This window comes from Occallatibacter sp., assembly GCF_036502485.1.
Taxonomy (GTDB): domain Bacteria; phylum Acidobacteriota; class Terriglobia; order Terriglobales; family Acidobacteriaceae; genus Telmatobacter.
Window position 1 is genome coordinate 1 of record NZ_DASXYM010000095.1, and the last position, 12,306, is coordinate 12,306.

Below are 12,306 nucleotides of genomic sequence, written 5' to 3' on the forward strand. Positions count from 1 at the left end.
GTCAATCGAAAGACAGTGTGAGAAAAAGTTTGCCGCAACTCGCAATCTTTTGTTTTCAATGGTGGGCGAGGCGGGGCTTGAACCCACAACCCCCGGCTTAGAAGGCCGGTGCTCTATCCAATTGAGCTACTCGCCCGTAAGAATCCATTGTAGCTTTTGTGGGGCCGGAGGCATGTGTTGCAGCTGGAAGGCTGGAAGACACGCGCTGCTGGGGCGGAGACATGTGTTTCTGCCGCAGACATGGCTTTTGGGTGTCGGGCCGCCCAAATGATTCTGGCGGGCGAGCCTGGGGTGGCGCCTGACGCAAACGCGGCCGGAGTGGGCGATGACTGCTCACTCCAGCCGGTTGGGCCGCGACAAATTCATTCTGCAGATCTGCTCGTTGCAGCGTGCTGCTTATTGGACCGTCAGATGAGCCTCCTCAGATTGCTGACTGGCGGACGCGGCCAAGTCGAAGCGGTCGAGGTTCATCACCTTGCTCCAGGCGGCTGCGAAGTCCTTAACGAACTTCTCATGTGCATCATCGCTTCCGTACACCTCCGCGATTGCGCGCAGTTGGGAGTTGGAACCAAAGACGAGATCGATTACCGTGGCAGACCACTTGAGTTCGCCGGTCTTGCGGTCGCGGCCCTCCAGCACGTGCTCCGAGTTTGCTGATCTCTCCCACTTCGTATGCATGTCAAGCAGGTTGACGAAGAAGTCATTGGTCAGCGTCTCAGGGCGCTTGGTGAACACGCCCAGTTGAGAATGTCCGTAGTTAGTGCTCAGCATGCGCATGCCACCGATCAGCACGGTGAGTTCAGGCGCAGTGAGGCTCAAGAGCTGCGCCTTGTCCAACAGCATTTCAGAGGCGTGGCCCTCGCGGCCTTCGCTCAAATAATTGCGGAATCCATCGGCCTTAGGTTCGAGCACGCCGAACGATTCGACATCGGTTTGCTCCGGCGTGGCATCCGTCCGGCCGGGTGCGAAAGGCACGGTCAAATCGGAGCCCGCCTTTTTGGCCGCGGCCTCAATACCGGCACTGCCTCCGAGCACAATCAGATCGGCAAGCGAAATTTTCTTTTTCCCGGATTGGCGCTGGTTGAAACTCTTCTGAATGGATTCGAGCTTGGACAGAACCTCTGCCAGTTCCGCCGGCTCATTGGCTTTCCAGTCCTTCTGCGGAGCAAGGCGAATGCGCGCGCCGTTGGCGCCGCCGCGTTTGTCGCTGGCGCGGAAGGTGGTGGCCGATTTCCACGCGGTGGTTACGAGTTGCGCAATCGACAGGCCGGACGCGAGCAGTTCAGCCTTGAGGGCGGCGATGTCCTTCTCGTTCACAAGCTCGTGATCGACGGCGGGAACGGGGTCCTGCCAGATTAGCTGCTCCTTAGGCACAAGCGGCCCGAGGTAGCGCGCGATAGGCCCCATGTCGCGATGCGTGAGCTTGAACCAGGCGCGCGCGAAGGCATCTGCGAACTCCGCGGGCTTCTCAAGGAAGTGACGCGAGATTTTTTCATACACGGGGTCGACCCGCAAGGCGATGTCCGAGGTGAGCATGGTCGGGGCATGGCTCTTCGATCCATCATGCGCATCGGGAACGGTGCCCGCGCCTGCGTTCTCCTTCGGCTTCCACTGGTGCGCGCCTGCCGGGCTTTTGGTCAGCTCCCACTCGTAGCCGAACAGGGTTTCGAAGTAGCTCATATCCCACTTGATCGGCGTAGGTGTCCAGGCGCCTTCCAGGCCGCTGGAGATTGCGTGCAGACCGGTGCCGGTCTCAAAGCTGCTCTTCCAGCCGAGGCCCTGATCTTCGATGCTTCCACCCTCGGGCTCAGCGCCTACGTGTGAAGCCGGAGCAGCGCCGTGCGTCTTGCCGAATGTGTGGCCGCCGGCAATCAGCGCCACGGTCTCTTCATCGTTCATGGCCATGCGGGCAAATGTCTCGCGGATATCGTGCGCCGATCCAGCAGGATCGGGGTTGCCGTTGGGCCCTTCGGGGTTCACATAGATAAGCCCCATCTGCACAGCGGCCAGCGGATTGGCAAGGACGCGCTCGCCGCTGTAACGCTGGTCGCCGAGCCAAGTGCCCTCCGGGCCCCAGTCGGTGTCCAATTCCGGCTCCCAGATATCGGCACGGCCGCCGCCAAAGCCGAAGGTCTTGAAGCCCATGGATTCGAGCGCCACATTGCCGGCCAGGATCATCAGGTCAGCCCAGGAAATTTTCTTTCCGTACTTCTGCTTCACGGGCCACAGGAGGCGGCGGGCCTTGTCGAGGTTCACATTGTCGGGCCAGCTGTTCAGAGGGGCGAAGCGCTGTGCTCCCCTACCCCCTCCCCCGCGGCCGTCAAAGGTGCGGTAAGTACCCGCGGAGTGCCAGGCCATTCGGATCAACAGAGGTCCGTAATGGCCATAATCGGCCGGCCACCACTCCTGCGAATCCGTCATGAGGGCGTGAAGGTCTTTGATGACCGCGTCCATATCAAGGGTCTTGAAGTCCTCAGCGTATTTGTACTCCTCGCCCAGAGGGTTCGACACGGGCGATTGCTGGTGGAGAATCTCGAGTCTCAGTTGATTGGGCCACCAGTCGCGGTTTCCCTTCGATCCTGCGGTCGTGTGCTTGAGCATGTCACCCGAGAACGGGCACTTGGAATCGGTCGCCATGAATACCTCCGAACTTGCTGCCTATGAGGGCAGATTCAGTATAGGAGCCTGGCGCGATTTGAACGAACCATCTTCCCATGCCGGTCCGTAGTTTCATCTGATTGAAATCGGTCCGCGCGCCCAGTGCTCGCTCAAGTCCCGAGCCGGCGTGTCCCTTGCCGTTTCAAATTAGCAGAAGCTCAAGGCCCCTGTGTTCGTTGACTACGCAGCCTCGGAGAGACGTCTGTGTGAGGCCGGGACCCCTTCTCGCCGAATAGTGAGGCAAGGTTTTGCCCTGTTTGGTTCCCGCCGGTGCCCTCGTCTGTAATCGCTTCGTATACGGCTTTCAGCAAACGGGCATCTGGTAGCCGGGCGATGCAGGCGGAGACCTGCGCGATGGCCAATGTATTCACCGATTCGGAAGGCAATTGGCCCACCATCTGCGACAGCCGCTCGGAATCGATGGGATGGACTATTCGTGCACGCTCGACTTCAAAGGACGCATGGATTTTTTGGTAAATTCGCTTGTCCAAACAGCGCGAGGCTACGAAGTGGCGACGCTTTCCCCCTTCAGGACCACCGAACATATGGCCATGGTCGCTGAAGTAGGCCGTAAACGAACCATCCGTCTCACGGCGGAAAATGGCCTGACGGCTATCGACGTGAGATGCGCAGGTATCGATCATCTGGCTCAGCCAGAAATCCTGCCGATTGAGAGCCGAAACACCACCCCGCGCTCGAGCGTCATCATGGCAACAACTCGACTCGCCCGGTGGTTGGAACAGCTCTCGCGGCGGCCCCTACGCAAGTGAACAGAACTGAGACATACAGTGAAAGTCGGTAGTCTGCTGCGCTTTAACAGAGGGGAACGTCTGGTCCGGAGAAAGGCTCCCACTGACCCTGATGAAGAAATGGTAATTCGCGGGTCTGTGGGTTGCCAACAACCATGTATGGAGCGATTCAAGCTTTCAAAATCTATGCCGTGAATGGTCGGGGCGACTGGATTCGAACCAGCGACCCTCTGCTCCCAAAGCGCCTAGCCCAATTCGGCCCTAAACCCACTCATATCAGCCATAAACTGGTTATTAATTAGCAATTTAGGTCGGCGTACTGTCGCCGTTGAGTACCGCCGATTACCGCCCATTACTGGCGAGTTCTCCCGTACGTTCCCCCGTACGAAACGGCTCGAACGGGGGTTACCGAGTCGCTGTGAGGCTTAGAACGACTAGCGACCACACCGGGCCCGCCGCAGGGTGGCCTACCCCCTCCGAGTGCCGGGCCGGGAGGTCTCTAACGTTGTTGCGTACCCTAAGCGTTCGTTGGGGTGATGGTGCCGTCGATGAGCCGCTTTCCTGCCTCAATTGCCGCGTCAACGGCGCTCCGCTCGCTCGGGAACTTGCGCTCAAAGAGGTATTGCGTATCTAGGATGGCTTCCCCATCCGGTCTGGCGACGTAAAGCTCGACGGTCCAGCCGCTGCCATCTGCCAATTCGTTCGGAATTGCCTGCAAAAAGCAGCCCTTGTAATCCACGTTCATAAATCTCCGATGTCACGCTGTCCACCAGATTAGCGGCGGGCTTCACGTTTATCGAAATTGGCTAAACGTCTTCAGCAGCTTCATTGTCGACTCGTATTCTAGTCTGTCGCCCTCGTACTCGCACCTATAAAGACCCTGCAAGTTCGACGGCAACGAAACGCCCTTTTCTACCAGCAAAATCATCTTTTTGCCGTAGAGCGCCATTGCTGCGCCAATCTCAATCAAGACGTTATCGTTGAGCTTGGAATGCTCGTTGCCGTCGTGGTCGAGGTACTTCCCTTCAGCGCCGACGTGGATGACACCTGCAGAGCAAGAACGCATATCCTCGAAAACTTTCTCAGGCACAGAGATTGCCGTTGTTTCGCGCTCGACTGAAACCACAGGCTGGAATTTTCCGAACTCCAAAAGTTCCTTAATTTGCGTCACGATCCCACGCTGCTTGCCGTGTGTAATAAAAACTCGATCGGCCTTCGCGTCGGACATGACCGCGACTACGGGTTTAATCGGCGGTGGCTGAAACGGCGTTGTCTTAGCTATCGCTTCTGTTGCTGGTTGTGTCTCATCATCATCTGTCGAAATTACCGGAGAAGAGATGGGCGCGGGAACTCCAGGCGAGTCCAGGTTGATAAACGGACCGGTTGGCGTGTCGCGGATGATTCCAGCGTACTTACCGTTCTCCTTTATGATGGCGAGCGCATCGTTAGCGCGATTGGCAGGCACCCCCATGCCTCTCAAGACGTTGGCCGCGATAACGTCTCCCGGCAGCTTGGCGCGTCTATATTTTTCGAAAAACTCTTTCAAAAGGCGCGGCTTGAGAATAGCTTCGCGGCGCGCCGCCATATCTGCGCCTTCCTCCTCAGGAGCAACGAGCTTTTTCCCGAGATCTGTGATCGTGATCTTTGCAGCGTTAACTCCGCCGTTAGTCAGGCCATATGCGATTGAAGCGCCGGAAATCACCCTCCATCCACTGCTCGTCGGGCTAATTCCTACCGCAAGCGCCACGTCCGGCGGCGACCCGCCTTCGCCGGCAAAATTGTCCATTATGGCCGTAGCAAGTTTTTGAGCCTCCTGCAGGCTAACCTGCGGGAAATCGGACTGCATGAAATGTTTGGGAGCTTCCGATGCGGCAGGCTGAGGCGCATTCTTCTTGGCGACTTTCTTGGCCACCTTTTTCTCGGGCTGTTTTAAAGCCAACGCGAACCCTCCTCGGGCAAAGTTCATCAGCAGATTACGACAAGCATTATAGCTTTTTGTCGGGTGAGGGGCTTACCAGCCCAGAGTCGTCAGCCCATTCATGAGCGACAAAAGGGCGAACACGGCGGCATGGAGGCGGTATCCGCCAGAGCGCGCACCGTCGCAGAGCACAGCCAACGACACGCATAAATTAAAGTGGGGCGGACAGCCTGTGAGATGCCGCCCCACCGCTGGTGCGGACGCCGCTCCCTCTCGGGGCAAGGAGACTACCCCCACGGCGCGCGCACCATCTCGCTAAACTCCGCCCGCTGGTACCGTAAGCCCGAATGGGCCCCGGTACGGCTTCCCGTCTATCTGTGCCTGCAACTGGTCACGCTGCTCTCGTAGTGCCTCCAGTGCTCTTGCCGCGTTAGTTGCCGCGGCTTCGGCCCGGGCGAACACATCTGTCAGATCTGAATGGTGGCGTTCGGCTCGGCGCGCCCTGTCCTGTGCGCGGGAGAGCCGCTGGTCATACTCCGCCAACTCCTCCGCCGTAGGCCACTGCTCACGGTCCGGGCGTTCGCCTTCCACTTGCATCAGTTCCACACGCGCCCTCCCAAGCGTGTCAAAGTACGCGTTCAAGCGTCCCTGCGCGGTACGAGCTTCAGTGTCGCAGTCTTTCCACTTGTCCAGAGCCGCGCGGCCCCCCGCTAGAACGTCCTGAAGGTTTGCCTGCAGTTCCGAGAGCCGCTGCGCGCGAGCCTCGGTCAAGAACTCCCGCACGCGCCGGTTCACCTCAGCCCACTCCACTGCGAGCAGGTTCCGCGCATCCGAATTTGGCGCGGACGCAAGTTGTCTGGTCACCTGGGCCTCAGCGCTGGCGCTCAATCCGAGCGGACGCGGGGCAGCAGCCCCACCGTGTCCGAGAGGAGACGCGGCAGCTGCTCCCGATGCTCCCCAACCGCTGTCGAACGGGACAGAAGGTCCAAACGGCGGGAGATCAGAGGAACCCGGCCGCACACCCTCGTACACAGGCTGAACGTCGTCCATAAATAGCTTGTTGGTAAGCGGCCCATGGTTGAGGCCAATTCTTCCAGTAATCGGTCCGGCTCTTAGCATCGCGTTCATCTCCTCAAGCGAGCCCACAAGACTCTGCGGCTGCGCGTTCCATGCGTTCTAAGGCCGAATCCTGCGGCCCGTCAGAGGCGCGACCCCGCGCTCCGGTCACTTCGCGAAGGATCAGAAGCTGGTCTCGCGTTATCCCGAGCCTCCTGGTCTCGCCTCCATCGGCTGCCAGTGTGCGTGCTGTGCGCGTACTGTGCTCAAGCATGATAGAGAGCGAAGCACGGATCATATCGCCTCGCCTCTCAGCCCGCCGTCGTAGGTCGTAAGATCGAATGGCTTTTGGATCGTTCATTTCCCTCCCCCTTTCGGTCGGTTCAAGACGCTGGATACAAGGCTCAGCATCGGGTCATTTACTGGTACGGTGGCAACCCGCTCTAGTAGCGCCAACTCTCGGTCGTACTTCGAACCTCGGGCCGGAATCCCGACGATCTCCGCGTACCGCTTGCGGAATCCGGCAAGGACTAACGGCAATACGTCGCGCTGCCGGATGGTTATCGTCTCGCCACCCTCGCAACAGAGCGTCACCGACTCGATATGCAACGTCTCTTCGAGCTTCTTCAGCCGTCCTTTAATGTCCCTCATTCGCCTCCTTCACCGCTGCCTCCAGATGCTCAAGGCGTTCCGACAGGTCTTGCGTCTCGACAGCGCGGAGAAGGACTTCAAGTAAACTGCGCGCTGCCCCGACCCGCGGTGTCGTTGGCTTTTTGGGATCCATCATCACCCGATACAGCAACTCAACCGCGTCGGACCCGACGCTGCGCAGCTTGTCGATGGTCGCGTCGAGTAGTTGCCGCCGTGCCGCTTGGTACTGCGTACGAAACCACTCAGAGGCTAGCCACTCGCGAAGAGTGGCGTAGCCTATGTTGGTTTCTCGCGCCACGTCAGTAAGCCTGCCCCCGCGCAGCAGCCTTGCGATGACGACCTCTGCCTTATCGACCCGCGGCCCTGCGCGCGCGGCGGGCGGCGTACTTCGGCGTACGAGGGCCGAGTTTTTGGTCTTCTTGGTCACTTCTTCACCTCACGTTTGCGCACCTTACCGCTCGTGGGGCGGACACGCGCTGTTTCCGTTCCTTGGTTTCTTGTGGCCTTCGCACCCGGAGTACGGTGATCCGTACGGAGGCGTGCGGCGGCGCGCGCGTCGAGACGTTCCGCGATTCGCTCCAGAGCGCCCGCGATTCGCATCTGGTAGTACATGTTCAGCCGCGCGCAATCAGGCTGCACTACATTGCCGTCGCGACGGCTGGCTTCAGAGACTCCCTCCGCCAACTCGGCCACGAAGCCATCAATCCAATCGGTCCCATTCATCGGCGTTTTCTCCTTGTTCAAGGTTGGGATGTTCGTCTGGCAGGTCACTTGGGGACGACCACATCCAGATTGCGAAACGAGTACTGCGTCTGCCGCCGAAGCTGCTCTATCATCTGCTCCTCTTTCGGCCTCGGGCCGCGCCGCCGCGCCGCTCGCGCCGCCTAGGCGGCAAAGCTTCTATAACTAAGTACCTCCCTCTTTAGGTACCCATTTATATCCACTTATAGGCCGAGGCGGCGCGAGCGGCGCGGCGGCGCGCAGGGCTATCTCCGCATCTGCACGACCTTCCCTCCCCGGAACTGTTCATTCAGTCCCACCTTCGACGCCAGACGGATGCCGACGACATAGCGTCCATCGTGACGCTTAGGTGGGAGTTCGTATCCCCTCCCCTTCAACCAGTCGCGCAACTTCTCTATCCGCGGCGGCCATCGTTGTCCACGGCCACGCGCCCACATCTCGAAGTCTGTATACAGCGCCAGGAGCCGAATCTCTGCTCCTGATTCGGCTGTGCACTGTTCTTCGAACCACTGCCCGAAGGGGTCTTGGGATTTCACGTACTCTGCCGACGCGGTCAGGATGCATTGCGGCAGGTCCAAGCCGCGCTCGTGCCAGTCGCGTAGTCCTTGAAGCATCCAATAGAGGATTCGCCCGCGTTCAGCCTTTAGCTTGTCCAGCAGTTGCATGTCGGGCTTGGAGGGCCTGGCATCGAACGGAATTAGCAACAGGCGACGGCGAATGCCCTCCCCCGACCCGCGCAACCCTAAATCGTGGTTGGACATAATCCACAGCTTGGAGACCGGGATCAATGTGCGCGCTTTGCCGTAAAGCGCGCGAGCAGGCAGCGGGTCGCCGCCTCCTGTGAGGGCCTTCACGTATTTCTCGTTCAGGCGCGCACCTTCGCCGCTCTCGGTAAACAGTGCGAATCGCTTGCCTTCGATGCCGGAAACGTGTTCGGCGTGCGGCTCGTGCTTCTCGCCGTGGTCCTCGACCAAGTCACGCGGCATGGCATAGGCGTAAGTACCAAGGATGTCGAATATCGGGTCCAATAGTTTCGACTTCCCCGTACCTTCCGGTCCTAGTACGTAGAAGAACTTCTCTTCGCACACCAGCCCGGTTAGCGAATACCCGAAGGCACGCTGGACCATCCCGATAACGCCATCGTCTCCGTGCATCCACTGCCGCAAGCATCGAAGCCACGCCTTCGGTTCCCCGGGCTCGGGCACCACAGATAGGCGCTTGGTTATGGCGTCCGCGAACGGGTCAGGCCGCGCAGGTATCTTCCCGGTTCGAAAGAACTGGCGCAGCGCTTCGGGCGACCCGTCTAGCACAGACCCATCGCTCAGCCCGATTAGGCTAGGCTCTTGGTCCAACTTGTCCGTAGTCAGCGAGAGCACCTGGAGTCCGCGTAGCTTGCTCATTACCGCAGTAGCTGTCGAAGCGCGGTCCATCCAGATGCGGTCCGTTTTCTTCGGCTGCTGCGCCGCAAGCGTCTCGCACAACTCGTTCACGCGCCCCCAAGCAACATTAGTAATATCCGGCTCTAGGACGTTGTTCTTAAGGAGTATCCAATGATCTAGCTGCGGGACATAACGTCCCTGGCTCTGCAGATGCTCCGAGACCCACTTGGTCAAGAGCCCTTCGCGCCGAGGTTCCGGCCCGGGCTTTTGCGCCGCCGCGCGAAGTCTTGCAAATGCCTTGCGACCCTTGGCGTGCAGGTAGTCGTCAAGACCCACCTTCTCGCCATCTTCGCTATCCGGCAGTTGCAGCGCGCGCACCTTAGCGCCTAGAGGATCTAACGCTGCGGAGAACCGTTTCAGTGCCTCGGCAACACCTTCCTTGTCCGCTAAGTCAGAGTCGTAGCAGACGTCAACTGCTCGTCCCTTCCAGTTGACGAGCCGAAGCCACGGAGTCAGGTTCACACCGCCATAGCTGTCCACCCCGCCGATCGCAATGCACGGCATATCAAGCTGGCAGGCTGCGCACGCCTTAAACTCGCCCTCCGTTATCAGTACCGGAATACTGGTATCCGAAAGGATGTGCTTCCAATCGATAATGGCCGGAAAGTAAACCTCCACACCCGACTTGAGCGGCTGCCCATATCGCCGCCCCTCTTTGTTCTCTTCCCAAAACCGAGTGCGCCAAACCTTCGAGTGCGGCTTGCCGGTCACGGGGTGCAGGTATGGGATAGTTATGCCCGCGTCCGAGGGGGTCAAACGCAGGCTTTCCGCGTCCGTTACGCTAATGCGTCGCCGCTTCAACTCGGCGGCGAATTTCTGTTGCACAGTGGCTTTCATCGCGCACCCCCGCTATCGGCGCGGAAAGGCGCAGTGGCAATTCCCAGCAGGTCCTTGGGCCGCGCCTCGTGGGTACGGCGGTGCGTACGGCGGAGCCGCGCCGGAACCTCGCCACACTCGATCAGTCCATCGAGCACTTCGGGGCGAAAGCGTACGAGTCGCCCAACACGCACGAACGGGTATCGGCGCTCAAGCACCCAGTCTCTTACTGTCTTTGGTCTGACGTTTAAGGCCGCCGCGAACTCCTCGACGGTCAACAATGGGCGGCGTGTCTTAGACGCGGACGGGCTTAACATCCGCCAACTCCGCTTCACGGATTACACGACCAATCTCCACCCGCAAATACCTTTGCGCTTCGACGAAATCACGGAACGGGCTCTGCTGATACTCTTCAGCGATGCGCGCGCCGATTCCTTTCGGGTCCGCGAAGCAAAGTTCAGCTTGCTGCCGCCTCGTGTTTGCCACCTCTGCGCCGAGGAATTGCAGGTCGCTTTGCGTGGTCAATAGGTATGCAGCCAAGTGTAGGGATGTTGTCGAGTAAACGGGCGGTGTTGTCGCGGCTGCGGGGGCAGCGTTCGGACGTACGGCGCGAGCAGAGAGACTCATTAGGTCTACCTCAGATCGAATCAGCTCGCTATTTTGGTGGCGGCGGGGCGGGCTGTCGGCCGTAGTTGCTGGCCTCTTGGCCGAATGCGCTTTTGTGCCGTTGTCCAATCGGCTAGGCGGCTACTGCAGCGCCACCTCACGCATTCTCTCCCCTTCACCCTCGGGTATCAGCCTTGCACTCATCGCGCCTAGAGTTGCTGAGCGCGATTCCTTCAGGCCTAAGTCCGAGTTAGGTAGGCTCACTTAGTATATAACCGATTGGTCTCTCTTAGCTACCACTATAACTCTAATAACTACCGCTACTTACAGAGCCGATATGTCAAGATTTCTCTTTGGCGTTCTGGCGTACGGGGGGTATCCTTCCTGCGGAAAGAGGGGCAGGGGTATGGCGATCTACAAACCGAAGGGCCGAAACGTCTTCGTAATGGACTTTACGTTCAAGGGCCAGCGCGTCTACGAGACCACGGGCGAGACGGACCGCAAACGCGCTCAGCGCGTCCACGACCAGCGGCTCAACGACCTCCGCGATGGTGCCTCGGGGCTGCGGCCTAAGAAGCGGTTTTACTATCTGGGCGAAGCCGCCGAAGCGTGGCAAGCGAAGCCGCGCAAGCAACCGTGGTCCCCCGCAATGCAGGGCATCGTCACTGCTGCTCTAAAGAAGATTCTGCCCGCGTTCGGTAAAGACCGGCTACTGGCGGACATCGAAGCGGCCGACATCGCCGAGTATCAGAAGGCGCGCCTCGCCGAGCCCAAGAACCCGTCGAATCGAAGCATCAACATGGATATCGGCGTTCTGCGCAAAATACTGATCTACACCGGGCACTGGGCGCGGCTAAAGGACGAGGTCCATATGTTGCCCGAGCGCGCGGACGTGGGTAAGGCGCTCACGGCGGAACAGGAAGCGCTGCTGCTCCAAGAATGCGCCCGCTCGGTCTCCCGCGCGCTGCTCCCCTTCGTTACACTCGCCATCGATACCGGCGCGCGCTACGACACCATCCGCACCCTCCAGTGGGGCCGTGTCGATCTCCAAAAGCGGCGTATCCAAATCGGAAAGGACAAGACGGCAGCCGGAACAGGCCGGGTCGTGCCGCTCAACGCACGTGCTCTCGAAACTCTCAGCATCTGGGCGTTAGAGTTCCCCGATCGCAAACCCGACCATTACGTGTTTCCGGTTTCGCGGTACGGTCTGCACGGCAAGAAGGGAACATTCGGCGGCGTGGTCAAAGTATTCGACAACGACCCCAAAAAGCCGGTCGGCACGATTCAATCTGCGTGGGAGTCGGCAAAGCGCAGGACCCAGCGCCGCTGCCCTTCCTGCATGGCAGGGACGCTTCGCGACGGCAAGACCAAGGGATACCGCTGCGAGACTTGCGGAGCGGTACTAGAGCAGCTTCCAGCGGGGCTCGTCTCGTTCCGCTTTCACGACCTTCGACACACCGCGGTATCAAGAATGATTGCGGCCGGGCAGCCTCTACCGATCATTGCCAAAGTTGTGGGGTGGCGTTTATCGACGGTGATCGAGATGGCGGAACGGTACGGTCACTTCGAGGAGAGCGCGATGCGGCGGGCTGTCGAGGCGATCGCCGCCGTTCCGCACGATTCGGGAGCAGATAGAACATCTCCGCCTCGGCTGCTAACCAACTAATAGCTT

The 12,306-nt window shown here is 59.6% G+C and carries 12 protein-coding genes and 1 tRNA gene; 2 read left to right on the forward strand and 11 right to left on the reverse strand.

Features of this window, described 5'->3' with window-relative positions; all coding sequences use genetic code 11:
• Window positions 1-59: 59 nt before the first annotated feature.
• Window positions 60-136 (reverse strand) — tRNA-Arg (locus VGL22_RS13305).
• 260 nt (window positions 137-396) lie between these two features.
• Window positions 397-2,637 (reverse strand): catalase/peroxidase HPI, encoded by a 2,241-nt coding sequence (gene katG / locus VGL22_RS13310; protein ID WP_465267419.1) that lies wholly within the window; start codon window positions 2,635-2,637, stop codon window positions 397-399.
• Window positions 2,638-3,083: 446 nt separating this feature from the next.
• On the opposite strand from katG, the gene VGL22_RS13315 reads away from it, so the two are divergent.
• Window positions 3,084-3,428, forward strand: a complete 345-nt coding sequence (locus VGL22_RS13315) for a hypothetical protein (protein ID WP_465267420.1) — start codon at window positions 3,084-3,086, stop codon at window positions 3,426-3,428.
• A 496-nt stretch (window positions 3,429-3,924) separates the two neighbouring features.
• Here the strand turns inward: VGL22_RS13315 and VGL22_RS13320 are convergent, their stop codons facing one another.
• From VGL22_RS13320 to VGL22_RS13360, 9 genes are all read right to left on the reverse strand, one after another.
• Window positions 3,925-4,152 (reverse strand): hypothetical protein, encoded by a 228-nt coding sequence (locus VGL22_RS13320; RefSeq protein ID WP_465267421.1) that lies wholly within the window; start codon window positions 4,150-4,152, stop codon window positions 3,925-3,927.
• Window positions 4,153-4,200: 48 nt separating this feature from the next.
• Window positions 4,201-5,346: a TIR domain-containing protein gene (locus tag VGL22_RS13325; RefSeq protein WP_465267422.1), complete on the reverse strand. Its 1,146-nt coding sequence runs from the start codon at window positions 5,344-5,346 to the stop codon at window positions 4,201-4,203.
• Between the two features lie 294 nt (window positions 5,347-5,640).
• Window positions 5,641-6,189, reverse strand: a complete 549-nt coding sequence (locus VGL22_RS13330; protein WP_465267423.1) for a hypothetical protein — start codon at window positions 6,187-6,189, stop codon at window positions 5,641-5,643.
• Between the two features lie 549 nt (window positions 6,190-6,738).
• Window positions 6,739-7,032 carry a hypothetical protein gene (locus VGL22_RS13335; RefSeq protein ID WP_465267424.1) on the reverse strand — a complete coding sequence of 98 codons (294 nt, stop codon included), beginning with the start codon at window positions 7,030-7,032 and terminating at the stop codon, window positions 6,739-6,741.
• Entirely contained in the window at window positions 7,019-7,459 is a 441-nt protein-coding gene (locus tag VGL22_RS13340; RefSeq protein WP_465267425.1) for a hypothetical protein, read from the reverse strand. The genes VGL22_RS13335 and VGL22_RS13340 overlap by 14 nt, the downstream gene beginning before the upstream one ends.
• Window positions 7,456-7,755 carry a hypothetical protein gene (locus tag VGL22_RS13345; RefSeq protein WP_465267426.1) on the reverse strand — a complete coding sequence of 100 codons (300 nt, stop codon included), beginning with the start codon at window positions 7,753-7,755 and terminating at the stop codon, window positions 7,456-7,458. Before VGL22_RS13345 ends, VGL22_RS13340 begins: the two co-directional genes overlap by 4 nt.
• A 263-nt stretch (window positions 7,756-8,018) precedes the next feature.
• Window positions 8,019-10,049, reverse strand: a complete 2,031-nt coding sequence (locus VGL22_RS13350) for a phage/plasmid primase, P4 family (RefSeq protein ID WP_465267427.1) — start codon at window positions 10,047-10,049, stop codon at window positions 8,019-8,021.
• Window positions 10,046-10,345, reverse strand: a complete 300-nt coding sequence (locus tag VGL22_RS13355; protein WP_465267428.1) for a helix-turn-helix domain-containing protein — start codon at window positions 10,343-10,345, stop codon at window positions 10,046-10,048. Before VGL22_RS13355 ends, VGL22_RS13350 begins: the two co-directional genes overlap by 4 nt.
• Window positions 10,323-10,553, reverse strand: a complete 231-nt coding sequence (locus VGL22_RS13360; RefSeq protein ID WP_465267429.1) for a hypothetical protein — start codon at window positions 10,551-10,553, stop codon at window positions 10,323-10,325. Before VGL22_RS13360 ends, VGL22_RS13355 begins: the two co-directional genes overlap by 23 nt.
• 487 nt (window positions 10,554-11,040) lie before the next feature.
• Here VGL22_RS13360 and VGL22_RS13365 point away from each other — a divergent pair, with 487 nt between their 5' ends.
• Window positions 11,041-12,300, forward strand: a complete 1,260-nt coding sequence (locus VGL22_RS13365; protein ID WP_465267430.1) for a site-specific integrase — start codon at window positions 11,041-11,043, stop codon at window positions 12,298-12,300.
• Window positions 12,301-12,306: the final 6 nt, after the last annotated feature.